This window comes from Ruegeria sp. CE9 (genome assembly GCF_056537425.1).
In genome coordinates, this window is the sequence record NZ_JBQFRO010000005.1 from 22033 (window position 1) to 47054 (window position 25022).

At 52.1% G+C, this 25022-nt stretch carries 17 protein-coding genes and 1 pseudogene; 10 read left to right on the forward strand and 8 right to left on the reverse strand.

Going from position 1 to position 25022, the window contains the following annotated elements:
- The first annotated feature begins 25 nt into the window (after positions 1 to 25).
- Both ACR0B3_RS11260 and ACR0B3_RS11265 read left to right on the forward strand, forming a co-directional pair.
- Positions 26 to 175: a DUF5989 family protein gene (locus tag ACR0B3_RS11260; protein ID WP_480809144.1), complete on the forward strand. Its 150-nt coding sequence runs from the start codon at positions 26 to 28 to the stop codon at positions 173 to 175.
- Between the two features lie 29 nt (positions 176 to 204).
- Entirely contained in the window at positions 205 to 2049 is a 1845-nt protein-coding gene (locus ACR0B3_RS11265; protein ID WP_480809145.1) for a carbamoyltransferase family protein, read from the forward strand.
- Between the two features lie 90 nt (positions 2050 to 2139).
- On the opposite strand, the gene ACR0B3_RS11270 is transcribed toward ACR0B3_RS11265, so the two are convergent.
- Complete coding sequence (locus ACR0B3_RS11270) at positions 2140 to 3501, reverse strand: carbamoyltransferase C-terminal domain-containing protein (RefSeq protein ID WP_480809146.1); 1362 nt, start codon at positions 3499 to 3501, stop codon at positions 2140 to 2142.
- A 612-nt stretch (positions 3502 to 4113) separates the two neighbouring features.
- Here ACR0B3_RS11270 and ACR0B3_RS11275 point away from each other — a divergent pair.
- The 6 genes from ACR0B3_RS11275 (at position 4114) to rfbA (ending at position 10137) form a co-directional block, all read left to right on the forward strand.
- Entirely contained in the window at positions 4114 to 5211 is a 1098-nt protein-coding gene (locus ACR0B3_RS11275; RefSeq protein ID WP_480809147.1) for a hypothetical protein, read from the forward strand.
- A 641-nt stretch (positions 5212 to 5852) separates the two neighbouring features.
- Positions 5853 to 6485: a VPLPA-CTERM sorting domain-containing protein gene (locus ACR0B3_RS11280; protein ID WP_480809148.1), complete on the forward strand. Its 633-nt coding sequence runs from the start codon at positions 5853 to 5855 to the stop codon at positions 6483 to 6485.
- A 300-nt stretch (positions 6486 to 6785) separates the two neighbouring features.
- Positions 6786 to 7355, forward strand: a complete 570-nt coding sequence (rfbC, locus tag ACR0B3_RS11285) for a dTDP-4-dehydrorhamnose 3,5-epimerase (protein WP_480809149.1) — start codon at positions 6786 to 6788, stop codon at positions 7353 to 7355.
- On the forward strand, positions 7352 to 8392 hold the full coding sequence (gene rfbB, locus ACR0B3_RS11290; protein WP_480809150.1) for a dTDP-glucose 4,6-dehydratase: 1041 nt from the start codon (positions 7352 to 7354) through the stop codon (positions 8390 to 8392). The genes rfbC and rfbB overlap by 4 nt, the downstream gene beginning before the upstream one ends.
- On the forward strand, positions 8389 to 9252 hold the full coding sequence (gene rfbD / locus ACR0B3_RS11295) for a dTDP-4-dehydrorhamnose reductase (RefSeq protein WP_480809151.1): 864 nt from the start codon (positions 8389 to 8391) through the stop codon (positions 9250 to 9252). The genes rfbB and rfbD overlap by 4 nt, the downstream gene beginning before the upstream one ends.
- A gap of 18 nt (positions 9253 to 9270) precedes the next feature.
- On the forward strand, positions 9271 to 10137 hold the full coding sequence (rfbA, locus tag ACR0B3_RS11300) for a glucose-1-phosphate thymidylyltransferase RfbA (protein ID WP_480809152.1): 867 nt from the start codon (positions 9271 to 9273) through the stop codon (positions 10135 to 10137).
- A gap of 50 nt (positions 10138 to 10187) precedes the next feature.
- On the opposite strand, the gene ACR0B3_RS11305 is transcribed toward rfbA, so the two are convergent.
- The 5 genes from ACR0B3_RS11305 to ACR0B3_RS11325 form a co-directional block, all read right to left on the reverse strand.
- Entirely contained in the window at positions 10188 to 11120 is a 933-nt protein-coding gene (locus ACR0B3_RS11305) for a hypothetical protein (protein WP_480809153.1), read from the reverse strand.
- A complete protein-coding gene (locus tag ACR0B3_RS11310) occupies positions 11117 to 11821 on the reverse strand; it encodes a 4'-phosphopantetheinyl transferase family protein (protein ID WP_480809154.1) in 705 nt (234 codons plus the stop codon). Before ACR0B3_RS11310 ends, ACR0B3_RS11305 begins: the two co-directional genes overlap by 4 nt.
- The gene (locus ACR0B3_RS11315; protein WP_480809155.1) at positions 11818 to 16434 is read right to left on the reverse strand and encodes a MupA/Atu3671 family FMN-dependent luciferase-like monooxygenase; all 4617 of its coding nucleotides are present in this window, start codon (positions 16432 to 16434) and stop codon (positions 11818 to 11820) included. The genes ACR0B3_RS11310 and ACR0B3_RS11315 overlap by 4 nt, the downstream gene beginning before the upstream one ends.
- Before the next feature lie 2 nt (positions 16435 to 16436).
- The gene (locus tag ACR0B3_RS11320) at positions 16437 to 17447 is read right to left on the reverse strand and encodes a glycosyltransferase family 2 protein (protein WP_480809156.1); all 1011 of its coding nucleotides are present in this window, start codon (positions 17445 to 17447) and stop codon (positions 16437 to 16439) included.
- A 656-nt stretch (positions 17448 to 18103) separates the two neighbouring features.
- On the reverse strand, positions 18104 to 19147 hold the full coding sequence (locus tag ACR0B3_RS11325) for a glycosyltransferase (protein ID WP_480809157.1): 1044 nt from the start codon (positions 19145 to 19147) through the stop codon (positions 18104 to 18106).
- A gap of 410 nt (positions 19148 to 19557) precedes the next feature.
- Here ACR0B3_RS11325 and ACR0B3_RS11330 point away from each other — a divergent pair, with 410 nt between their 5' ends.
- Complete coding sequence (locus ACR0B3_RS11330; protein ID WP_480809158.1) at positions 19558 to 20307, forward strand: hypothetical protein; 750 nt, start codon at positions 19558 to 19560, stop codon at positions 20305 to 20307.
- Between the two features lie 878 nt (positions 20308 to 21185).
- Here ACR0B3_RS11330 and ACR0B3_RS11335 read toward each other — a convergent pair.
- Positions 21186 to 22022, reverse strand: coding sequence for a hypothetical protein (locus ACR0B3_RS11335; RefSeq protein ID WP_480809159.1), 837 nt, complete (start codon positions 22020 to 22022; stop codon positions 21186 to 21188).
- 182 nt (positions 22023 to 22204) lie between these two features.
- Here ACR0B3_RS11335 and ACR0B3_RS11340 point away from each other — a divergent pair, with 182 nt between their 5' ends.
- Complete coding sequence (locus ACR0B3_RS11340; RefSeq protein ID WP_480809160.1) at positions 22205 to 24715, forward strand: right-handed parallel beta-helix repeat-containing protein; 2511 nt, start codon at positions 22205 to 22207, stop codon at positions 24713 to 24715.
- 176 nt (positions 24716 to 24891) lie between these two features.
- On the opposite strand, the pseudogene ACR0B3_RS11345 reads toward ACR0B3_RS11340, so the two are convergent.
- A pseudogene (locus ACR0B3_RS11345) lies at positions 24892 to 25011 on the reverse strand (IS3 family transposase); the annotation flags it as partial.
- Positions 25012 to 25022: the final 11 nt, after the last annotated feature.

The following is a 25022-nucleotide window of genomic DNA, read 5'->3' on the forward strand; positions in this document are numbered from 1 at the left end:
TGTATTGTTCCGAGGAGGCCATTTAATGTCATTTGTTGCGGAACTATGGGAATTTCTTAAGGTACGGCGCAAGTTCTGGATGATCCCGATACTTGTGATGATGGTAATTCTAGGCGGGCTGCTTGTCTTGACGCAAGGCTCAGCGATCGCTCCCTTTATCTATACATTATTCTGATCGCAACGATCGGCAGAAAGAGCACAATTATGAATGCGATCCTTGGAATTTCGTCGTTCTATCACGATAGCGCGGCGGCTATGCTGGTTGATGGACAGGTCGTGGCAGCCGCGCAGGAAGAGCGCTTTACGCGAAAAAAACATGATGCCGGCTTTCCTGTGAATGCCATTGAATATGTGTTGCAAGAAGCAGGCTTGAGTCTTGATGACGTTGAAGGCGTGGCTTTTTATGACAAACCCTTTCTAAAGTTCGAGCGACTGATTGAAACCTATGTAGGCAATGCGCCCAGAGGATTTCGGTCATTTGCAGTCGCTATGCCGGTTTGGATCAAGGAGAAGCTGTTCCAGAAAACCCTTCTTCTGAGAGAGCTCAAGAATATCGATCCGGACGCCAACTTGGCGGACAAATTGATGTTTGCCGAACACCATATGAGCCACGCAGCGAGCGCATATTATCCATCTCCATTCGACGAAGCTGTAGTCCTGACGCTTGATGGTGTGGGAGAGTGGGCAACTACTACCGTGGGAATTGGTCGCGGGAAAGAGCTGGATATTGTAAAGGAAATTCACTTCCCTCACTCGCTCGGGCTCCTGTATTCTGCAGTCACTTATTATACGGGTTTCAAGGTCAACAGCGGCGAATACAAAGTCATGGGGCTTGCCCCGTACGGTGTTCCCAAATTCAAAGACATTATGCTGAAAGAGCTCGTCGATCTTAAACCCGATGGTTCTTTCCGATTGAACCAGACCTATTTTAATTATGCGACCGGTCTGACCATGACAAACCGCAAGTTCTCGGAACTTTTTGGGCGTGACGTCCGAGAGCCCGAAAGCGAGCGGCTTGATCAGTTCCACATGGACATGGCGGCTTCGGTTCAAGCAGTGACAGAAGAAATCGTGCTGACGATCGTCCGTCAGTTGGCAAACGAGTATCAGATCCCCAATCTCTGTATGGCAGGAGGTGTCGCACTGAACTGCGTAGCAAACGGCAAGATACTTAGGGACGGTGCGTTCAAAGACATCTGGATCCAACCTGCCGCCGGGGACGCAGGTGGTGCACTCGGCGCGGCAATGGCTGCGTGGCATCAGGAGTTCGGGCATGAACGCGTTCGACCGGCCGGAAAGCTTGACGCGATGAAAGGTGCCTATCTGGGCCCTGTTTACGAGCAGGATGATATAGAAAAACGCCTTCTGTCGGCAGGTGCAAAGTTCGTCACCGAGACCGAGGATGACATGATCGAGACCACTGCAACAGCGCTCTCCGACGGCAAGGCCGTTGGGTGGTTTAATGGTCGGATGGAATTTGGTCCCCGAGCGTTGGGTGGCCGCTCAATTCTGGGTGATCCACGTTCGGAGACAATGCAAAAAACGTTGAATCTCAAAGTTAAGTTCCGCGAGAGTTTCCGCCCTTTTGCGCCATCCGTCTTACGAGAAGATGTCGCGGATTGGTTTAATCTGGATTACGACAGCCCATACATGCTGCTGGTGGACCATGTGCAGGAGGCCAAACAGCAGAAGATGACCGAAGAGGAGGAAAACCTGTTCGGAATTGATAAACTAAACGTTAAAAGATCGGAAATTCCTGCAATCACTCATGTTGATTACTCGGCGCGCATTCAGACAGTTCATGCGGAAACCAACCCGTTGTACCATCGATTGATTTCCGCATTTAAGGACAAGACCGGGTGCCCTGTTGTGGTGAATACTTCGTTCAATGTGCGGGGCGAGCCCATCGTATGCACCCCTGAGGACGCGTTTCGTTGCTTTATGGGTACGGATCTGGATCTGCTGGTGGTAGGCCAGGCAGTGCTGAGAAAAGAAGAACAGGACATGAGCTTGCGCGAAGACTACAAGAACAAGTACGAGTTGGATTAAACCGCAATGAGATCAGCCCGCTGATCTGGCGCCATACCCAAGAGATCGCCCATGCATGACGTGGAGTAGTTGCCGCGTCCTCTGACAACCTTACGAAAATCGATAGAAGGAAATACCGGCGACAAAACCGTCGAGCTCGGCTCGGCTCGCATAGTGGTAAAGATCTATTGTGCCGTTGATGAACCCCGCGCCTTGGAAATTCAACGATGTGTTACACAGAACCCCTACGCCGGACACATCTTTGAAGGCTTTCAGCAGATCATAAAGTTTAGGATTTTGAGCGCCGGATACCGTTTGCACCCTAGCAGAGCCATCAGCGTACCTGACCGCCTTTAAGCGAGGGTCCTTGACGTCCATAAAGTGCATCATGTGAGGAGACTGCCCAGACCACTCAAAATGTTCGGATACATCTTCTTCCAGGCATACCGGAGAAATTGGGGCGTTATCATCACGCCCCTTTGCCCTATTCAACCGGGTGCGAATGTCTTCGCTGAAAGGCGCTGCCAGAATGGACCTGTTTCCCAGTGCTCTGGGGCCAATTTCACAATTTCCGGTGGCCCATCCGATTACCATGCCCTCGTTCAGTGCTTGGGCAATCTCGCGGAGATTAAGGTCTTTCACCGATACGTCATCGCTGTCAATCGGTTCGTCCTTGAAAGGCGGCCCAGCATAGACGGACCAATCCAGTTTGGCATTACCGGTATAGTGGCGCATCGCATCAACCGCCGTCCCGATCGCACTACCAGAGTCGCTTGTGCAGGGAGGAACAAAGACATGATCAAACAAATCGCTTTCCGTCCAGCGCGAGTTCCAGTCGCAATTCAATCCGCATCCACCGGACACCAGCAAAGGATAACCTTTTCGTAGATTTGCCTTTGCAAAATCATAAAAAGAACTGAATATTTTGTCGGAGGCCGCCGCGGCAAGATTTTCAAACCGCGCTGTATCAGTTCCAATATTGTAATAGTTGGATCCGTCGTAATCCGACTTCAAGAGCGCCTCAGGGTCCTCTTTTGCGAGAACACTATTGATAAGTTTAAGTGCCTCTTGATCGGCCTTGGCCTCATCTCCACGAGCGTTCGCGGTCATCATGCCGCCAGCATTCTTCTTTCCAAACCCGTTCATATTATCTGGGTGTTTCGGATCTGCCAGAGCATGAAAAAACGAAAATCGTCGCCCCGGATGGGACATAACCTGGCCGATGTGGTGCAGCTGCAGATTGCGGTCAATCTCATAGAATCCGCCGACGATGCCTTCCCAAACTAGAACATAACAGGGTTCGCCCTGTGGATACGGCGACATCGCGTATGCAGCCCAAATATGGGACCGCTCGTGCGTAGATGAATAATAGTCCAGTGTTTTACCAAAAAACGTTGTCTTCGCGAAATTCTCGGATCCTTTGCCTACACCCAAATAACCGGCACCTGAAGAATGCTCACGGCCTGAAACCAAGGTTGACCACCCGCTTAGCGCGATGACATCGGGAAGATCGTTGAACCAGTTTCCAGCTTGAATAAACGTATCAGGTGTAATCGCCGAGTTACTGGGAAAGCCCCCTTTCTCAGCCTCATACGAGAAAAGCAGATTTTGTTGGTTCGCATCTACGCCGACAATCGACCCGTCATGCCCCGGTTTGAATGAGAGAATCTTCAACTCTTAGAACCCCTTACAATTTATGGAACCGAATAAAATAAGTCATTGCACCAGAAAAACTCTAGTCATTAAGCATTGACCACTCAAGTGCTGTCCCTATTCCATAATATCTCTTTCGGTTTGCACTGAGATTTTTCTCTAATTCGGGGAATTCAGCGGGATTGGGTTGTCATAGGAGACATTCAGCGGGCACCGCCGCGTGTTAATCGCGTGCGTATCACGTTTAGGTTCCGATAAGATTTCAAGTTTTCCCTTTAGTATTTGAAGAATTGGCTTTGACCACCCCAACGCGAGTGTGACATAGGGCGAAATGGGACAGGCCACTTAAAGGCTATAAATAAGTATAAAAGTGATTACCCTGCACCAGACCATGGTATTTTGTGGAGTTATAAAGTGTTGAGAGTGGTAGTAGTGAACGGCTTGTTGATCGGGCTCGTTCTGATTGTTGCAGAGCTTTTGTTTGGTACTTGGTTTTCTGAAAAACATGCTATGCTCAAGTTTACCAAAGTTCGAAATTACGAAAACATACAAGACAACCCAATTCACGTCGGCAAACCCAGTATTAAGTACACCCGCGACGAATATGGCTTTCGAGGCTTGGATGGGGATGTCTCCAACATAGATATTCTGACAGTTGGCGGCTCGACAACCGATCAGAGATGGGTCGATGATTCTGAGACTTATCAAGCCGTCATGCGTGATCTGTTTGTGGAAGAGGGTATTGAAGTCTCGATCGCCAATGCCGGTATTGATGGTCAGTCAACATTTGGGCATATCGCCAATTTCACATCATGGTTCAATGAAATACCCGATCTCAAAGCGCGTTACGTGCTGTACTACATAGGAATAAACGATCTGCTAAAGTCTCAGCCGAGGGCTGAGTTCGATGTTGTCGCGATGGAAGAAAGCACCTACAACGCTCTGAAAGCGACGATCAAGGACAAGTCGATTTTGTATCAATTGTATAGAGTTGCAAAAGGTGCGTTTTCAGAGGATCCCGCTCTGAACGAATTGAACAGAGACAACATTGCCGATCATGAACCTCTTACAACTGAGCCGCTAATTTCTGCTCCATTGTCGGACGTCTTTCAGGTTCCACTGGAAGGTTATGCCGAACGAATAACTGAGCTTGACCGACTGACCCGTGAATTTGGCGCAGAGCCGATCTTTGTCACCCAAAGAAGTGCCCGATGGGATCGTCGCGATGGAGAGATCGTTGGTATCGCCGAGTACAAACCGGATTTTTTTGAACGGATCCGTTTGCAATTGCCAGAAGACTATCAGACGTTGAACGGTGTCGATTTCTATCTGTTAGAGCGTACTCTGGCGGACGCACAAATGAAGGTGTGTGAGCAACTGGGAGCGATCTGTATTAACTTGTTAGAGGAAATCGATTTTGACTTGGAAATGGATTTCTACGACCCGATCCATACAACAGCGTTAGGTTCTCGGGCTATAGGTGAATACCTTTTTGTCAGGCTCCACGATCTTGGCCTAGAGGGGTTGTAATCCACCGACTTATATGGCCGAAGGTTACTGCGATTAGGGATATCTTGACCTGCAGCAATTGACGGCACTGACGCATGTTTGTTCGCTGTGGGTTGACTCTGGTTAGGGTATTCTCGCCGCTCAGAATACAAGCATCCAAAACCTGACATGGGGGCGGACGGGTATATTTTCAATCGTCGATGAAGCTTACGATGTGCTTCGATGACCTTGTTCGGCGGTGTGGTTTTGTGTTCTTCGATAGGGTGGTTTTGATGCAAACTAAGGCAGAGACTGTCCGAAGGCGATCAAAGCCCTGGGCATTTGTTGGAAAGCTGCAACCGATAGTGCTTTTTGCGTCAAAGTGCGGAACACCTCTATTTAGCGCTCAGGCAACAAAAAGGCATTGTTGCGAGCATTGTTTGAAAACTTCCTCAACTCAATTGTCCGAGTTGGCGGATTGACCGAACGAAAGCCCGATCTGCTTCCATCAGCCATCGAAGCCAATCAAGCTCTGTCGTTTCCATTGTTTCGATATGAGAAACCAAATTGCCACGATGAACTATATTTGATCGTTTAGCTCATGTTATCGTTTTACAAGCGCATGCCGTTTCTGATACTTTAATTAGCAAGTTAGATAGTACGAGTTTAAAGGGTTACAGGGGATGCTGAGAAAGGCTTTGGCAGTTGCATCAGCAGTGTTTGTTCTGACGACAGGCGCTCAAGCTACCACGATAAATTTGACTGGTTCAAATGGCGGTGACCTAAGCGGAACCGGCACGCGGACTGCGACGTTTAATGTGGATGGCGTATCTGGCTCTGTGAGAGCTGGGTCAACCTATAACCGAGGAAGAACTGCCGTCATTACCGATGATCGCCATGGCATCGGTGTGAATAATGGACGTTACGGCGATAGCGACGATATCGACGGCGCAAACGGTAGCGACTGGCTGACCTTCAGATTTGATACGGCGGTTCGTTTGGTTTCCATAAGCTTTGGTCATTTTCTTCCGTATTCATTGGACTTCGACTGGAGCCAGGGTTTTCATTTGGACGACAATGATGATGCGTGGATTAATGTTCGCGGCGATGACGCGGGCTATACCAGCACCGATCAGCGGACGTACTTCTTTGGTGACGTGTTAACGACCGGCTTCTCGGTTCGGGCGTTCCAACGTAACGATGATTTCGTTGTTGCCAACTTCACGGTGTCCGCAGTTCCGCTGCCAGCTTCTGCGTTTTTACTGATTGCTGGGTTGGCCGGGCTTGGCTTGATGAAACGTAAGCGAGCTGCCTGATTTGACAAATTGGAGCAACGTGTGCTGCGTTCCTATTCAGTTCATGTTGCTCTGGAACAGATTTCAAAACAACTGATCGAATACGAGTGATACTTCTTGTCTATTGATGCGTTCAATAGGGCGCCAGCGCAGACGTTCATTGTTACGTTTGGTCGTAACTAGTTTATGTGTAAAGTTCAGTGCCGAATTTAGAGGAGCTGAGGTTGTCACCCTTGCGAGTGCTTTTGCCCCCTTGCGCATGTATTGCTCATACCGGAAAAAAGCGTAGTCGGCGCACATTCTAATGGATAGTTTTCTACTATGGATTTTGTGGCTCTAACGATCCCCGAGGTTAAACTGATTATTCCCAGACGTTTCGGGGATCACCGTGGTTTTTTCGAAGAAACTTACAACTGGGATGTGTTTTCTGCTGAGGGCATAGAAACCACCTTCGTTCAGGACAATCACTCAATTTCGCGCACCAAAGGCACAGTGCGCGGGCTTCATTTTCAAGCGCCCCCAAAAGCGCAGGCTAAGCTTATCCGCTGCGGACGTGGTCGACTGTTTGATGTTGCGGTCGACATAAGAAAGGGTTCGTTGACCTATGGTCACTGGGTTGGTGAAGAACTTAGCTTTGAAAATGGTCGGATGATGTTGATCCCAGAGGGTTTTGCCCATGGTTTTGTCACTTTGGAGCCCGACACAGAGATCGTCTATAAATGTTCTGATACCTACGCACCGGAAACCGAAGGTGCGGTTCGTTGGGATGACCCGGACCTCATGATCGAATGGCCGTTGGGTACGGCTGAGGTTAAACTGTCTGAAAAAGACAAATCAGCACCATGTTTCAGGGATATTGACAGCCCGTTTGCCAGCGGTGCAGCGCAATGAAGTTACTGGTAACCGGCGGTGCAGGTTTTATTGGTTCGGCGGTCGTTCGCCAGGCTATTGCGGCTGGCCACTCTGTCGTGAATGTCGACGCTCTCACCTATGCAGCATGTCTTGGGAATGTTGCTTCGGTCACTGATGCGCCCGGATATGCCTTTGAGAAGGCGGACATCTGCGATGCCGAGGCGATGTCGGCGATCTTAGAAAAACATCAACCAGATGCAGTTATGCACCTAGCGGCTGAAAGTCACGTTGATCGGTCGATCGATGGTCCTGCCGCCTTCGTTCAAACCAACGTGGTTGGAACCTATGTTCTGTTGGAAGCTGTTCGCGCCTATTGGTCGAAGGCTGGTCAACCTGATCACTTTCGGTTTCATCATATCTCAACCGATGAAGTATTTGGATCTCTCGGAGAGACTGGGTTCTTTTCCGAAGACAGCCCATATCAGCCTAATTCACCATATTCGGCGACCAAAGCGGGGTCGGATCACCTTGTTCGTGCCTGGAGCGAAACCTATGGCCTGCCCGTAGTGTTGACCAATTGTTCGAATAACTATGGCCCCTACCAGTTTCCAGAGAAGCTGATCCCAGTAGTGATCCTGAAGGCACTGGCTGGTGAACCAATTCCGATTTACGGCGCGGGGGACAACGTTCGCGACTGGCTGCATGTAGATGATCATGCCGAGGCGCTGCTACTGGTTCTGGCAAAAGGTAAACTAGGCCGCAGCTACAACATCGGCGGTGAAAATGAGATGACTAATCTTGAACTGGTCAAAATGCTGTGCTCGATACTTGACCGTTTGAAACCGAATAAAACGCCTTATGCCGATCTGATCACCTTTGTTGCCGACCGCCCTGGCCATGATCGGCGTTATGCCATCGATCCAACTCGGATCCGAGATGAGTTGAACTGGCGTCCGTCCCATACACCAGAAACCGGTTTGGAGCAGACGGTTAGCTGGTATTTGGACAATGGTGAATGGTTGCATGCATTGCAGTCGCGCAATGGCGTGGGTGAACGCCTCGGGGTTGCGAAATGAAAGCTTTGGTATTCGGCTATAGCGGGCAAGTTGCAACAGAGTTGCGAAGGCGTGCAGAGTTTCATGATGTTGAACTTGAGGCTTTGAACCGCTCTCGAGCGGACCTGTCTGTCCCAACGGTTTGCGCCGATATCGTCCGGAATACTGATGCGGATGTGATCATCAATGCCGCCGCTTACACAGAAGTCGATAAGGCAGAAGAAGAACAAGATTTGGCCCAGTTGATCAATGGGGATGCACCTGGTGCCATGGCGCGCGCTGCTGCCGACCGAAATCTGCCTTTTCTGCATATCTCAACGGATTATGTTTTTGACGGATCAGGGGAGGCTCCCCGGACCCCAGAGGACCCAACCCAACCTTTGGGTGTTTATGGCCAAACAAAGTTGGATGGTGAACGACAGATTGCCGAGGCAGGGGGCTGGTACTTCATTTTGCGCACAAGCTGGGTGTTTTCTGCACATGGGCGGAATTTCGTGAAAACTATTCTGCGACTGGCAGAAACGCGTGAAAGCTTAACAGTAGTTGCCGATCAGGTTGGTGGTCCAACATCGGCTGCTGATATTGCTGATACTCTGCTAAGAATGACCAAATTAGCATCGTCAGCAGAGGGTGGGAGATTTCACTATGCAGGCGCGCCCGATGTGAGTTGGGCCAATTTCGCGCGCGAGATTCTGACGCGCTCGAAGTCCAGGGTCAGAATCGATGATATACCCACCAAAGATTACCCTACGCTCGCGCCGCGACCCCTCAACTCACGTATGGATTGTTCAAGGCTCGAACAGATCTATCAGATCCTTCGGCCTGATTGGAAAGCCAGCTTGGCCGACGTTTTAAAGGAACTGAGCTCAGCGACGAGTTGAGTTTTGAAAGGAGAAGGCATGCAACGCAAAGGTATTCTTCTCGCAGGTGGATCGGGAACCCGTCTGTATCCGATTACTATGGCGGTTTCTAAACAGTTGCTGCCTATCTACGACAAACCGATGATCTTTTACCCCCTGAGCGTTCTTATGCTGACGGGCATCCGGGAAATTGCGGTGATTACCACTCCGCAGGACCAGGCGCAGTTCAAGAACCTTTTGGGTGACGGCAGTCAATATGGTCTAGAGCTTACTTGGATAACTCAGCCTTCCCCCGATGGATTGGCACAGGCATACACTCTGGCCGAAGATTTTTTGGATGGTGCTCCCTCTGCAATGATTCTGGGAGACAACATCTACTTTGGCCATGGCCTGCCGGATCTTTTGTTGGAGGCAAACTCTCAGAATGAGGGGGGGACAGTGTTTGCCTATCGGGTCGCCGATCCTGAGCGGTATGGTGTTGTTGATTTCGACGGGAAAAAAGCACGCAGCATAATCGAGAAACCAAGCATACCGCCATCAAACTACGCTGTTACTGGGCTCTATTTTCTCGACGGTAAAGCCCCACAGCGCGCTAGGCAGGTCAAACCCTCTGAACGGGGTGAATTAGAGATAACCTCTTTGCTTGAAATGTATCTTGAAGAAGGTTCGCTTGATGTTCAGACAATGGGTCGGGGTTTCGCTTGGCTTGATACAGGAACGCACGGCTCTTTGCTGGACGCGGGCAATTTTGTACGCACGCTAACAGACCGGCAGGGCATGCAGACAGGAAGTCTTGACGAAATCGCATGGTCGCAGGGGTGGATAGACGACGACGCATTGCAAACGAGGGCGCGCTTGTTCGCAAAATCGACTTACGGTGAGTACCTGAAACAGTTAATCGGCTGAACAAAAGCAAAGCTCGGTTTGGAAATACACATAAAACGGCGGCAGCTTTTTTAGCGCCCCGGAACTCCTGTACGCTTGTTTTTTTGTACAACATCCCAGACGACTTCTTGCATCAAAAGTGCTAGTTCCGGTGTTGGGCTTTGGGCGCGTTTCCCATCGTCTCTCATAAGTCTGTGGGGCAGACCAACAGGAGACTTCTGATAAATCACGGCGTAATGAGTAAGTGCAACAAGGTATGCGCCGTAGTCATTTAGGTGGATTTCATCCGAATACAGACTGTTGCGATCTGTAATTTGTCCAACGCCACCGCGTTTTTCTACCTCACGTGCGAATTGCGCCAGAACCTGGCCGGCTGGGATTAGATAGATTGGCTGAGGCTGATCTTCATAGGCCAGAGCGCGCCGCAGGATTTCTTTTTCCCAGTATCGGGCCAAGTCCTTGTCGAGCCGATCTAGCCAACCCTCCTCATCATCAATATGGTGCCAAGTTTCGTAGAAGTAGACGCGGGTCTGCGGATTCGAAGCCCGGCTCAGCTGAACCCATTTGTGCAAGTATTTTGCGCTATCGAAATATTTGATAGCGTCTCGTATTTCGACCATTTCGGTAAAGACAACGGTGTCATATTGCCCTGAAGAGATCGCTTCCCGGGCGTTGCTTAAATTAGCCGCAGCATTGCGCAATTCGAAACCATTAATGGTTACGTCAGGCTCCCAATGGGCTTTCATAGGCGTGCCCCAACCGAGTTGGCTGCTAAAATTATGTTCTCTACCCGCTAACTGCTGCAACATTACTGGCATAACCGGGCCGACCAGGCTGTGCCCAAGGTGAAAGACGCGCAAAGGGGTGGAAGGGGCAGGGGCCGGGGTTTCATAGAGTGCTTCAAACGCGTCGATATCTAGTGGATCGGCTAATCCGCCGCGTATTTCACCGAAGATGGCGGCAATGGTCAGCAATGCAAATGCTTGCAGATATCTTTTGGTCATGTTCGACACCTGTTTTCTTGAAATAAGGCCGAGGGTAGCTTGGACATACCTGAACACGTGAAGACGAAATCGTTAAGCTCTAAAGTTTTATAGCTAATATCCAGCTTTATGGTTCCGTTCCATGAGTGATAGGTCGCGCGTGATTTCAGGCACAATGGGAATGACAGTTCTATTGCGTCGAAATCGACCAATTCTCGAGTAATTGGATACAACGCTTTGTAAATACTCTCTTTTGTGCAGAATATTTTTTTAACGAGGAGCCCGCGGTTTTCGGGCAATTGGGTATCCAACCACCCCCTTTCCGAGTTGGTGCATATGACCTGTTCAAGATCGGCCTCCAGCGGTGTGTTTGGCTCAACGTCAATTCCGATACCCATCGTCGTGCTTCGACGCGCTACAACCGCAACACAAATCTCATCGCAGTGTGTAATTGATCCAACGAGGCCTTCGGGCCATATCGGACTACGATCCGTGGCCATCGGGATAGCCATAGCGGTAATATCCAAATCTCGCATCGCTGAGCGCGCAGCAGCACGACCCGCAGCAAATTCCGATATACGTTTGTTCAGGGCGCGCGATACCGCGGGCCTTTCTTCGGGGAATAGCTCATTTCCTGATGACCTTGGGTTAGTTACACCAACCCCATAGTCAGCACCAAGCAATTGACGAAGCTCCGCCTTTATCGCTGCAAGCTCCGTCATCCGGATCGTCTGCGTGCTCGCATTTCTCGACGACGAGCCATGGCGTCACTTCGGCTTCTAGCTTTTTCTGGGGCAGGTTGAGCAGGCACTACCTCGGCCGGTTTAGAACCGGTTTTCTTCTCGACCGTCTCAGCCAGAGCCGCAAGGGTTGGGAATCTAAAGATGTCCGTAATGCTGAGGCTGGGAACGTTCAGATCTTTCCGAATTTCTCGGTGCGCCTGTACTGCCAATAGGGAGTGCCCGCCGAGATCAAAGAAATTGTCCCGACCGCTGATATCGGAAACCCCCAGTATTTGTGACCAGATTGCTGCAATCTTCTGCGTAGCAGAACCACCTGAAACAGGCTCGGTTGCAGGTGGCGCAACACGCGGTTTCTGAGCTGCAGGCGCAGGGAGGGCTTTCCGATCAACCTTCCGGTTCGGCGTTAGCGGAAAACTGTCCAGAGTTACGAAATGCGTAGGCACCATATACTCGGGCAGTCTAGCCGACAGGGTCTGACGCAGTGCTTTGTCATTCACTGGCTGGTCGACGGTCATATATGCGGCCAATTGCACCAAACCCGGCGTATCTTCGCGAGCGATGACAACCGACTGCCGCACATCAGATTGCGCGTCGATCAGGCTCTCGATCTCACCCAGTTCGATACGATAACCGCGTAGCTTGATCTGATGATCGGCCCGACCCAAGAAATCGAGCTTTCCATCCGTCCGCCAGCGTACCAGATCTCCGGTGCGATAAAGTCGGGCATCCGGCGCGTCCGAGTACGGGTCGGGGACAAATTGTTCGGCGGTCAATTCTTCGCGTTGCCAATAGCCGCGGGTGACACCGGCACCGCCGATATACAGCTCTCCGGCCATGCCAATGGGGACAGGGTTCCTGCGGTCATCCAGCACATAGACCTGAGTATTTGCGATCGGGGTTCCGACATTGACTATGCCATCCGTCGCAGTTGCGGTTTCAGTTGTTGACCAAATCGTGGTTTCAGTTGGTCCGTACATATTTTCGATATGCGCAGGCGATAGCTGGTTGATTTGCTTGACCAGCGAACCGGGCAGAGCCTCGCCACCGATCATCATGTGTTTGATCTTTGACAAGGCAAAGCGTGCCTCGTCGCTCATCAAGATCATCTGCGCCATGCTTGGGGTACACTGTAGGTGGCTGACCTTGTGGCGGATGACCTGGGCGGCGATGGAATAGTCGTCCTCGGTCAGTTCTGTATCCTGATTGGACAGGCGTAGCACCTCGGCCAAAGGCTTCAGCCCTTCCATCACCTGATCCACCGAAATGCCATAGTCGATCAAACAGGCAATCTCATCAACGCCGATGCGTTTCAGCTCTTCGACGCGGCTTAAGCAGTCTTCGACCGTCCCGAACAGGCCGGAATCCTCGAAGTATCGCAAGAAGGCGAAATCAAGAATACCTTCCAATTCTTCGTCAGACAGGCTGCCAAGATCCAATTGGAACGGGTTCGAGACACCTTTGGGTTTCTTGAAAGCCGGGAATGCCCAAGCATATTGCTTGATCAGCCCAGCCGCCGAGCGAAGATAATCTTTCATCGGTTCGCGCGCGACTTCGCGCACCTCTTCGCGGTCTTGTCCGACGTAAGTGTGCAACATCAAGGTCACCGTATGATCGTCCGGATCATGGCCGGCTTCGCGCAAGGCAGCGTGATAAATACCGATCTTGTCAGCGACCTCCTGAACGCTTTGGCCCAGAAGGTGGGTCAGAACATTGGCCCCTATGGCCCCGGCTTCGCGCCATGTATCCGGGTTTCCGGCAGTAGTGACCCAAACAGGCAGCTTTTTAGAGACCGGTCGCGGCTGTGTGACTACACCGTGCAAATCCCCTGACTTTGTAGGGAACTCGACCTTTTCACCGGCCCAAAGCCGACGCAGAGTGTCGATCGCTTCGAGCATTGCGGGTTTGTTTTCCGGCGGCGTGTTTTCGGGGCGCAGTACAAAATCATCTGGCTGCCAGCCAGATGCGATAGCAAGCCCCGCGCGACCGTTGGTCAGGTTGTCGATTACCGCCCATTCTTCGGCGATGCGCGCGGTGTGATGAAGTGGCGCAACGCAGCTGCCCGCGCGCACTCCGATATTCTCGGTCACTGCGGCCACGGCTGCGCCCGTGACCGACGGATTGGGGTAGGGGCCACCAAATGCATGGAAATGGCGCTCGGGCGTCCAGACAGCGCAGAACCCGTTCTGATCTCCGAACTTCGCACCCTCAAGCAGCAGCTTGTACTTGTCGCGTCCGACGCCATCGTCGTTACCCCAGTAGAATAGGCTAAACTCCATCCCTTTGCCGGTAATGGATTTTCCGGGGGCCGCATCGCCCGCGACCAAAGCGCGGTTTTCGTCGTCACTAAGGACGATCTTGAAACCTCGCGCCAAGGTCCAGAATAATTCTAGCACCGAGATGTCGAAGGACAGGCTGGTCACCGCCAACCAAACTCCGGCCGGATCGTGGCTGATGCGGTCATCCATACCGGTGAAAAAATTCGACACGTTGCGATGCTCGACCATGACACCTTTTGGGCGTCCGGTTGAGCCAGAAGTATAGATCAGATAGGCAAGATTGGCCGGTGCCACTCCGCTGTCGATATTGCTGGTTTCAGCGGTTTCCAGTCGTGGATCTGTATCCAGCAATAATGCTTGTGCACCATGATCGGCCAAACTATCTGCCAACGCAGACTCAGACAAGACAACCTTCGCGCCGCTGTCTTCAAGATAAAGCGCAGTCCGATCCGCAGGATAAGCCGGGTCCATCGGCACATAAGCTCCGCCTGCCTTCAGAATGCCCAGCGCACCAATCAGCAGCAGCGGAGAGCGCTTGACATGCAATCCCACAAGCGTATCCGGACCTACACCCATCTCGCGGAGCACATGTGCGACCTGATTGGCCAATGCGTTTAGCTCGGAATAAGAAAAACTGAGGTTCTCAAAGACGAGAGCCGGCGCATCCGGCGTACGTTCAACCTGCGCTTCGAATTGCTGATGGACACAGTTGATCTTGTCGTAATCGACGGATGTAGAGTTCCAGTCTTGTAGGAGCTGCGCACGTTCCGTGTTGGGCAGAATTGGAAGTTCCGTAACCGACAAGGCTGCTTTGGCGGGATCGACAAGCGCGGCAAAGAGGCTCTCTAGTCTGGCAGCAAACAGATGCAGGGCCGTTTCAGAGATATGTCCGCTGTCGGCAAACAATATCGCTTGTCCACCGGAAACAGCCAGGGTCAGACTGGTGCCCGGAATAAGCCCAGCTGGGGTATCATTGGACAATCCAACCACTGGCGTCTGTAGGGCCTTCGCACCGGGCAACCGTGCTGGAAGATCGCAGGCAAACGGACCTAGACCTTGGGCGTTTTCAATACTCTTATCAAAGCTTGCTTGCGCTTCCGAGAACGATCCTTCCGCAATGAAACGTACCGGCACCCAACTGTTAAGGTAAGAAGTTGCAATTTTGAGGCGCAGTGCCAGATCAAGGGTGGGTGTATCCCCGAGGCGCGCCATGAGCGCTGCCAGGGCCGCCTTGATTGTGCTTTCTTCGAGGCCCTCCGGTATACGCAGCGCTTGCGACCGAGGAGCACCAGAAGATCCGGCGGAATTGATCAGGGGAATCTCGACAGGCTGCAACGCCTGTAGACGGTCACGCCAATCCAGCTCAGCCGATAAAGCGTCAGCGACATGTTTGTTGATTGAGGCCACCTGTTCAGCAGTCATGTCGGGCAAAGCGCTGCCGCCCTTCAGAATGTCGTCAATCGGTACAGGTTCGCCCAAGCCGTTGCGCAGATCGCTGATCTCAAGCGCGCCATCTCCGGTCGCCACAGTCACGCCTTCAGTGCTGCTTGCAAGGAATGTGCCGGGGGTCGCGTCGGTTTGCTGGTCGCTTACTTTTGCCTCGCCGACGAGCCAAATTTGGCCGTCTTGCTCGACCTTTGGTCGGCACAGTGGGTTCCAATAGTCGCCGTGATCCAATGCACGGACCAGTGCGGCCAGTTCATGCGCCGGTTTTGTAAAATCCAGCCGCGCCGCTGCCTCGGGGCGGTCGTTCTTGGCGAAATAACTACGCTGCGACAAATCCTGTGAGGCGGGGGGCTGACCTGTCTCCAGCGCCCGGATCACATCGCCAAAGCTTTCGATTGCTGCGCCGTAACACTTGGTGTTCAGGGTCAGGGCGGTCTCAGAATCGCTGATATCGAACAGCTTCTGAGCCACGATACCGCCCTCATCCACTCCGCCCGAGATCATGTGCCAGGTTATCCCGTGATGCGACTCGCCATTCAGGATCGCCCAAACCGGAGCGTTAAGGCCTGCATATCGCGGCAGAGGGCCGTCGTGGAAATTGACTGCACCCTTCTGGGCTTTGTCTAACAGTGCCTGGGGTAGCAGATCGAGATTGGCGATGCTGAGCATCCAATCAAACGATACTCCTTCGATACGATCTGGCAAATCCTGTCCAGGCACATGAAGTGGCAATGAATGAGACTTGGCCCATGTTTCAACATCCGGATTGCGGGTCGCCACACCCTGGATGTTGTGCCCCGCATCCAGCAACATTTCCCCACATTGAATGACAAGGGATTCGTGACCGATGAGAAAGGTGCTGAAAGACATTACTACTCTCCGATAACTGGCTTGGACAGGCTGTCGTTCCCTGCATCACGCGCGCGCGGGCGAAAGCAAGCGGTCATGTCATGCCAAGCCAGGGTTCGCAAAAAATAGGGTGGAACATCACTGCGCTTGCGCGTGATTAGACAGCGCAACCAGTGCAGAAAGCCGCCCGCCAGATGTACGCATGTGGCGCAGGCGGCATAGAACGCACCGTGGTTCTTTACAAAGTAATGTAGTCGAGAATCGAACCAGTACGTTGGTACCCGATCCCAGGTTTTCATGCCGGTTGAAACCGAGCCGATATGCATAACCTCACTGGGGCGCACATAGTCGGTGCGATGGCCCGCCAGCGCAGCACGACGGCACAGGTCGGTTTCCTCGAAATACAGAAAGAACTCTTCATCGAAGAGGCCGACCTCTTCCAATACGCTATGCCGCATCATCAGACTGGCCCCCGCCAGCCAATCAACTGGGCGCGTTTCAGGTGGCAGTGGAATAGGAACGATACGGTTCGCAAGAAGGCGTGTTATGGGCCCGAATTTGATCGCGCCCTCGAATTCGCTGGATATCGAGGGAAAGCGAAAGCTTGTCTGATGCGGATCACCGTCTTCGCCATGAATGTAGCTTCCTGCAAGCCCTGCCTCGGGCGTTGCCTCCAGATGATCCAAGAGCATGCAAATGGCGTCTGGCGCAGGGAAGGCGTCGGAGTTCAAGATGTAGACGTAATCGGGGTGTGTGCCATCTGATAAGCCTGCTCGGATGCCGACGTTATTGCCAGCGCCAAAACCACCATTGTGCCCAGACTGGATAACCCTGACACGGTTGTTCTGATCCCACCCCTGGCTTTGAACATGTGTGGACATGGCCTGGAAAGATCCATCTTGCGAGTCGTTGTCTATGACAACGATCTCTCCTGATATTCCGACCATCGCCGCTTGCGCGGCGGCGACTGATCGCAGTGTCATTTCCGGGGTTCTATAGTTCAGGATAACTGTTAGTAGTTTGGGCTGCGTCATGACTTCTCCGTCATATGCAATTTTCTGGCTGGCGTGCATGAGTTCGGTTTCACGAGGGATTGAACGTTTCAGCCTGAGCTTTGGTTTCAGGGCGAGCGTCGTCTCTCGCATAAGCGATATTGGACCAAGCTTTGTCTAAATTAGAATCCACTCGAAACCGAACAGGCGCACCTTCTAACCAGTAGGCGCCGAACTTGACGGAATTGCACACTATTGAACCATCCACAAACAAACGAACAAACAATCGAACTGGGTTTACTTTACGCGGGTGCGCGAAAATTACCAAACGAAAGTACCATCTCTCTGAGGCAATTTGGTGCGACGTTCGGATCCCGATTGCAATTGAAGTGCGAATAATGCACTTGCGGGTGTGATTTGCGGGCCGTTCAGGCTCAGGTTGTTATATCTAAATGGTGCAAACGTGATTGTAAGCTGGGCTTGAACAATGAGCGCTGCTGGCCGCTATTGAGCTGCCCTGATGGAGAATTGGGAGACGGGTTAATAAAGATCGTACCTCGCCAGAATCAAAGATGGCTAGCGAAGAATGATGCTGGATAGCAATTGATGACTTTATCAGCGTTCGATTGTGTTTCTAGGTTTATGTCCTATGACACTATCACGTTGTTCAATATGCACCTTGATTGATGGCGCAAATCTTAGTCCCCGGTCAAGTGCAGCATGCGTTTCTCGAACTCGCTCACGAAATCATGCGCTTTGGCAAACTTCAATGCGTTGTCGCACCTCGCTATGACCTCTTCGCGATCTTTGTCGATTTGTTGAAGAACCTGAACAATGCCCTGCCGTGATCCCATCGGCGAAACCCACCCCGCACCAGAAGCGTCGTTCAATGAAGCCCACATCTGATTGCCAAATCCAACCACTGCAAGGCCGCAACCCATATTTTCAAGATAAGAGCAGGACGGATCCGATTGGCGATGACAGCACAGATAGATGTCACTATTTGCGCGAACAAATGGTACAAGTTCTGTTTCGAAGTCTATGGGCGCGTGTAGGGTGACATGGGTATCAAGCCCATCGCGCGTGATGTCATTAGAGATTGCCGAGCGCAGGCCACCATCGCCAAAAATATCAAGATGGAAATTTAATCCGCGCGACGCCAACATCTTAGCTATGGGCAACAAATCATGTGCGCCCTTCATACGCTCTAGGCGACCCGAGTAGACAAGGCGCAATGGTTCACCCGAGCATAATCGTTTTGTGCGCTCCGCTACCTCCGAGTCGGTTGCAAAAAGCTCGGGCGTCATTCGGTTGTCGAGGTACAGAAGTGGATTTGCGTTCATTGAGCCATATGCCAATGACGCAGGGTATCCATTTGTTTGCAGCCCGTCGGCCTTTGCAACAAAGCGGCGGCGCTTGGGTTCTTGCTTTAAAAGCCAAAGAATTGTTCGGATACGCTTAAATGCGTTTTCGCTGCTATTCAACCAAGCAGCCTGTAGACGCGTTCGCAGCGTATATTCAATTGTTGCGAAGATTCTGGGATGAGACGGCAAGTCAGTGTCCACAATCCCCAAGCTGCTCGCATCGTCAATGCCACAATAAATTAAGTCATAACCCTCCAGGTGCTCTGCAGCAATCTCCTCATCCTGCCGCAGCACTTTGAGCCCAAACGGAAGGTCTGATGATACTTCTTGTGCGCCGAATGGAATGCTCTGTGCGCCTTCACGCAGCAGGCAGTCCATCTGGCCTGGCCAGTACCGGCACTGAGTCTCCATGCCAGACGTGAACTTGTGGTCAAGCAAGTATCCGGTTTCGGTTCTGATCACTGGCGCAGGTGCGACCATCAAGAGTCGTTGCATTTAGTTCCTGCCCGCTGCTTGCAAACCAAACTAATACGACTCTGGTTGAGTCGTCCGGATAACTATCTAATTTACAGGTAAGGTAATTGTTCAGTTGAGGTCCAGCAATGTTGAAAGTGGTCATTGGAGTTCTAGTGATAGCAAGTCTTGCGGCTGGTTTATATTATTGGAGGTTTTCGCAACCCGCGCCGTTGGAGCAGGAACGTTTTGATGCACTTTATAAGTCACCCGCTATTTCCCCTGAAACTCCGCTGAGAATCTTTCACCTTGGACATAGTCTGGTTGGACGAGATATGCCCGCGATGTTGCAGCAACTCGCCACCGAAGGTCACAACTATGATAGCCAGCTTGGCTGGGGTGCGTTCCTGAAGGCGCATTGGGATCCAGACACACCGATCAACGGATTTGAGCAGGAAAATGATCATCCGCGGTATCGTGACGTGCATGAGGCGATGGCATCCGGCGAATATCAGGCATTCGTTTTGACTGAAGCTGTCGAAATTCGCGATGCGATCAAGTACATGGACAGCCCGAAGATGTTACATAGCCTCGCGAATGAGGTAGAGGCCAACAATCCCACAGCGAATGTATATTTGTATGAGACCTGGCATCCGCTGGATGATCCTGAGGGTTGGTTGGAGCGATTGGACCGTGATCTGGGGCGGTACTGGGAAAAGGAAATACTCCGGCGTGCACTCAATTACCAAGAGGGTCAAAAGCCCATTTACGTAATCCCTGGTGGGCAGGTGATGGCGCGCTTTGTGCGCGCCATAGAAGACATTGGCGGCGTCGGGGACATCAGGAGCAGGGAAGACCTGTTCTCAGACCAGATTCACTTCAACGACTATGGCGCTTATTTAATGGCGTTGACTCATTACGCGGTCCTTTATCAATCTTCTCCGGTCGGATTACCGCATACCTTGTTGCGCGCTGATGGATCTGTTGCTGACGATGTGGGCCCTGAAGCCGCGCTTTTGATGCAGCAGACGGTTTGGGATGTCGTCACGACTTACGATAAGACCGGAGTGCCACAACTGAACTAACGTGCAGCGAGTGGTGTACTGATCGCGATTGCCTTGGCGATTCCCTGTTTTTTAGTCCAAGGGCGCATTGAGAATTTGACCACTGCATCGATTGTCCCGAATATTACGATAAAAGTTTTCTCGAAATGGCCGGTTAATGTGTGCTGTATTTGCCGGAATCAGCAAGAATTTGCGCATTGGTTAGCAGCTTCACGCTGACCGGACTCGCGGGATCGGCAAACTAACTCCTAAAAAAATATAACAATAACAGTATTTTAACTGTGTTGCACGTATAGGGTGTGCCTTCTCGACGACACAATTCGGCCATACGGGTTGCATACTTTTCTGACGATCTGCTTTCTATAGCCACGCACATCAACTAGAGCGAAAACCGAAACAATGACGATCCTAAAGTTTGCCTTTGTTAGATGCCGCTTCAGTAAAGATGGGTCTGTTCGCGAGTGCCACGAGGCTTTGAAATAGCTTTGGGGATGAATGTTTCAAATGCATACCAGTTGACTACCACTCTGGGTACAGCCTGCAAAATTCAGGTTGATGCCCACCACTCACAAACGAACAAGGGACCGTACCCCTCATGTCCTCAAAACGCAAAAGCTATACCGCCTATCTAGACTTCTTTAAAGGGAGTTCTAAGGCGAAGTTTGGAATTAAATCGTTGACGTCAGACTCCTCTGACTCAGCTCTAAGCCGCGAATTTTCTGTTACCGATAGTCGACCTGCTCAATTTGAAAGCACATCCACTTCATTTTCGAATTTCCTCGCGAAAGAAGAAGCGGTAGCGCCGCGCACGTTCTTTTTGAAATCTGATTGGTTTGGCAGCAACAAGTCGAGCATTTTCGATCGCTTTAGCGCCTTCAACTCTCGTTTCGACCGGACTTCTAGATGGGATCGTGAAGTCGAAGCCCCTGAAGATGATCAGCCTTCGTCGGACGCATCTGTAGCCGCGTCGGAACCAACCCCTGCACCGGTGCCTCAGCCCAAGCCGGAACCGACTCCTGAGCCCGAGCCACAGCCTGAGCCAGAACCGACTCCCGAGCCCGAGCCTCAGCCCAAGCCGGAACCGACCCCTGAGCCTGAGCCTCAGCCCGAACCGGAACCAACTCCTGAGCCACAGCCTGAGCCAGAACCGACTCCTGAGCCCGAGCCGGAACCGACCCCTGAGCCTCAGCCCGAACCGGAACCGACTCCTGAGCCGGAGCCTCAGCCCAAGCCGGAACCGACTCCTGAGCCTGAGCCACAGCCCGAACCGGAACCGACTCCTGAGCCCGAGCCTCAGCCCAAGCCGGAACCGACTCCTGAGCCTGAGCCTCAACCCGAGCCGGAACCGACCCCTGAGCCGGAGCCTCAGCCCAAGCCGGAACCGACTCCTGAGCCTGAGCCACAGCCCGAACCGGAACCGACTCCTGAGCCCGAGCCACAGCCTGAACCGGAACCGACTCCTGAGCCCGAGCCTCAGCCTGAGCCGGAACCGACTCCTGAGCCGGAGCCTCAGCCTGAGCCGGAGCCTCAGCCCAAGCCGGAACCGACTCCTGAGCCTGAGCCACAGCCCGAACCGGAACCGACTCCTGAGCCCGAGCCACAGCCTGAACCGGAACCGACTCCTGAGCCCGAGCCACAGCCTGAACCGGAACCGACTCCTGAGCCCGAGCCAGAACCGACTCCCGAGCCCGAGCCTCAGCCCGAGCCGACGCCTCCTCAGCAAAATACAGACTCATCAGATGGTGGTTCGGTTTCGACGGTTTCGACTGCTTCAGGGAACTATTCGGTATCCGGAGGTCGTGTCTCGACTCTGGAGGTTGCCAACCTTGATCAGGTGGCGAGCATCAGCATTATCGATGGTCCGTCCGCAGGAAATCTGACGGTAAATCCCGATAACACGATGGCTCTGGTCATGAGCATGGACAACGACTTCAGTGGTTCCATGAACATTGCCTATGAGGTCACATACAATGATGGAACGACACGGTCCTTCAACGACACGGTGAACGTGCTGCCGAGCACGCAAGGCAACGGTTGGGGCCATGGCACTGTCTACGCTTTGGAAGAAAGTGCCGATGGCAGCTTTGTTGTCGAAACCGGTGACAATCACCGCGACATCTTTGTCTCGGGAAGTGATAGCGCCCTTAGCGTCGCAGACATTGCTGCAAGGGAGGGGATCAGCCCCGGTGCCATCAACGGCCAATGGCTTGCCGCCCATCCCGAGTATGGTGGCACAGAGGGCATGGCCCTCACTGATGATGCAGCCAAGATGTTGTGGGATACAATCGCAGGCCAAGGATCCGCGCCATCATCGAACTGGTTGTTGTTCGAAAGAGGTTATGAGTATGACCTTGGCAATACCTTTGATCTGCGTGGTGCTTCGGGAGAGGACGAACTGCACCCAGTACACATCACTTCGTATGGTGTCGGCGACAAGCCGATCTTGCATAGTTCACTGTTCGCGTTCGCACAGTCCGGTCAGAACGTTGTAATCAGCGATATCGCACTGCATAAAGGGGCGACTCTCCTAGAGGCCACTAACATAATCTTCGAAAACGTTGACATCACAAATGACGGCTTCGGATTGATTGTTCAGGCGTCTGAAAATGTCACTGTTCGTGACAGCCTTATCTACGACTCTTATCAGGCTGCGCCTGAGGGAGGGGGAGCCTACTGGGCTGGAAATGAGTTTGCCTCAGGCCTTTACGTTGCCGATGTCGATGGTTTGTTGGTCGAAGGGAACGTGTTCGATCACAATGGCTGGGCAGATGATTATCGTTACGACCTGTCAGCGGATGGTGGTCGTCCGCCAAACATGTTCAGCCACAACGTTTATATCGATGCCAACAACGAAGATGTAACATTCCGCGACAACATCACCATGCGTGCTTCGGCCACCGGTGCTCAGCTTCGCAGCGGCGCATTCATCGAGGACAACGTTTTCCTCGACAATAACGTCGCGGCGAACTTCCATGGCGGCGATAGCTTTGGTGCCGGTAATGTTGGCAACTTCTCTTTGTTCGCTGACAACGTCATCACTTCGGCGGGGCACAAAACTTCAAGCTCTGATGCGCAAGGCGCTCTTTCGTTTGGTGTCGATACCCGTGGTAATCAATCCACTTTGCTGGATAACATTATCGCGCATTTGGCAGATCCGAACAATCCGGATGAAATCGCTGAAAAGACCGATGGTCAGAATGCTCTGACTATCGTGAACGAAGCACATTATGACGATACCATCATTCATAATTGGCTCGCATCAAGCGGTTATGGCACGAACAATGTGAATACAGACGGCCTTGATGAAGGGGTGCTGAATGCGACCACAATCCAGAACTTTGCACAGCAGGTTCTGGGTGATCCTAATGCCTCGATTGCCGATCTGGCTGAATATTTGCGTGCGCAAGCAAGCGGACAATTGGACGGATATGTAGACGCTGACCTAATCATCGCATTCTTCCAAGCCGGGTTTGGCTTGTCCGTAGCAGACCGTATAACGCCTGAAACGCTGCGGTTTGTACCAAACGACCTAGGCGACGGGATTCGCTGGGACAATCGCTTGAATTGGGACAGCGGAGATCTGCCTGGCACAATCGACGGAGACAGTGTTGATCTTGGCGGTAACTGGGTCGTTTATGGCGGCACAACACGCCTCGAGAACCTGGATTTCGGGAGCGGCGGTACATTGAACGTTGACAACGGTTACTTGCAGGTCAACGGGCAGACAACCGCTGGAGCTAATGGTGCCAACCTCAACATCGATGCTGCTGGCCAGGTTTGGTTAAACGGCTACGGTGGACCGGGTCTTCTGAATATCGATGTTGATGGCGGTCGGTTCGCAAACACAGGTGTGTTCAACGGCGACGTGAATGCAGATGTGTCAGACGGTCAGTTCCTGCTGGCAGCGGATGATGCCGACTTCATCCTCGGGGATGGAAGCCGATTGGAAATTGTTGGTAACGAAGCCCGCGTTGGTTTTGATGGTCAGAATGGAGGTGCAGGCGTTCTGTTGCTTGACGACGACGCAACGCTAGCCTTTGACGTCGAAAATGGTCAGCTTGGCACGATCGAAGAGTTCCGGTCGGGCGCGCTTGGCGATAATGTCGACGTTCGATCTGGTGTGAATCTCGGAAACGCTACTCTGGAACTTGACCTAAGCGGCTGGACCGGGTCTGCAACCAGTCATACACTGATTGATGTTGATGAGCTGATTGGTAGCTTTGAGGATCTCAACATCACAGGATTGGCCGACAATCGCGATGCCGAGGTCATAATCAACTATGATGATGATACGGTTACCTTGAATGTCACCGCCGGCAGTGGATCGCATACGATCCGTACTATTGGTGACGAAGATGATGCACAGTCTGATTCCGAGCTCTGGTCTGCCTTGAATGACGGGTATGGCATCTATTCGGACATGGGCTAAATAAAGGAACAGCGGGCGCAGCTCGAATTCGAGCAGCGCCCGTACTTTTGGTTGAATTGGGATCGCTCGTGATCCAGTTCAGGCACCGTTGATTGGACGCCGCTAGGCCTAGTAAGAGTCTGAAAACGATCCGCGATGTGGACTCGTCCCGTTTTAGTGCCGCCCCAAGTGCTCGTTTAGGCCACTTTGCGTGCGAATGCGACGGGGCTTTTCCTACCCAGTGCTGAGTGACGGCGGCTTGGATTGTAGAAGCCGTTGATGTATTCGAAGATGGCCATTTCAATATCCCGCCGCGTCGGTAACTTGA

Bases quoted from the DNA above. Each gene is read 5' to 3' on its own strand.
- ACR0B3_RS11260 (WP_480809144.1), top strand. From the start codon at position 26: ATGTCATTTGTTGCGGAACTATGGGAATTTCTTAAGGTACGGCGCAAG.
- ACR0B3_RS11265 (WP_480809145.1), top strand. From the start codon at position 205: ATGAATGCGATCCTTGGAATTTCGTCGTTCTATCACGATAGCGCGGCG.
- ACR0B3_RS11280 (WP_480809148.1), top strand. From the start codon at position 5,853: ATGCTGAGAAAGGCTTTGGCAGTTGCATCAGCAGTGTTTGTTCTGACG.
- rfbC (WP_480809149.1), top strand. From the start codon at position 6,786: ATGGATTTTGTGGCTCTAACGATCCCCGAGGTTAAACTGATTATTCCC.
- rfbB (WP_480809150.1), top strand. From the start codon at position 7,352: ATGAAGTTACTGGTAACCGGCGGTGCAGGTTTTATTGGTTCGGCGGTC.
- rfbD (WP_480809151.1), top strand. From the start codon at position 8,389: ATGAAAGCTTTGGTATTCGGCTATAGCGGGCAAGTTGCAACAGAGTTG.
- rfbA (WP_480809152.1), top strand. From the start codon at position 9,271: ATGCAACGCAAAGGTATTCTTCTCGCAGGTGGATCGGGAACCCGTCTG.
- ACR0B3_RS11305 (WP_480809153.1), bottom strand. From the start codon at position 11,120: ATGACCAAAAGATATCTGCAAGCATTTGCATTGCTGACCATTGCCGCC.
- ACR0B3_RS11310 (WP_480809154.1), bottom strand. From the start codon at position 11,821: ATGACGGAGCTTGCAGCGATAAAGGCGGAGCTTCGTCAATTGCTTGGT.
- ACR0B3_RS11315 (WP_480809155.1), bottom strand. From the start codon at position 16,434: ATGTCTTTCAGCACCTTTCTCATCGGTCACGAATCCCTTGTCATTCAA.
- ACR0B3_RS11320 (WP_480809156.1), bottom strand. From the start codon at position 17,447: ATGACGCAGCCCAAACTACTAACAGTTATCCTGAACTATAGAACCCCG.
- ACR0B3_RS11325 (WP_480809157.1), bottom strand. From the start codon at position 19,147: ATGGACTGCCTGCTGCGTGAAGGCGCACAGAGCATTCCATTCGGCGCA.
- ACR0B3_RS11330 (WP_480809158.1), top strand. From the start codon at position 19,558: ATGCCCGCGATGTTGCAGCAACTCGCCACCGAAGGTCACAACTATGAT.
- ACR0B3_RS11335 (WP_480809159.1), bottom strand. From the start codon at position 22,022: ATGAGTCTGTATTTTGCTGAGGAGGCGTCGGCTCGGGCTGAGGCTCGG.
- ACR0B3_RS11340 (WP_480809160.1), top strand. From the start codon at position 22,205: ATGGACAACGACTTCAGTGGTTCCATGAACATTGCCTATGAGGTCACA.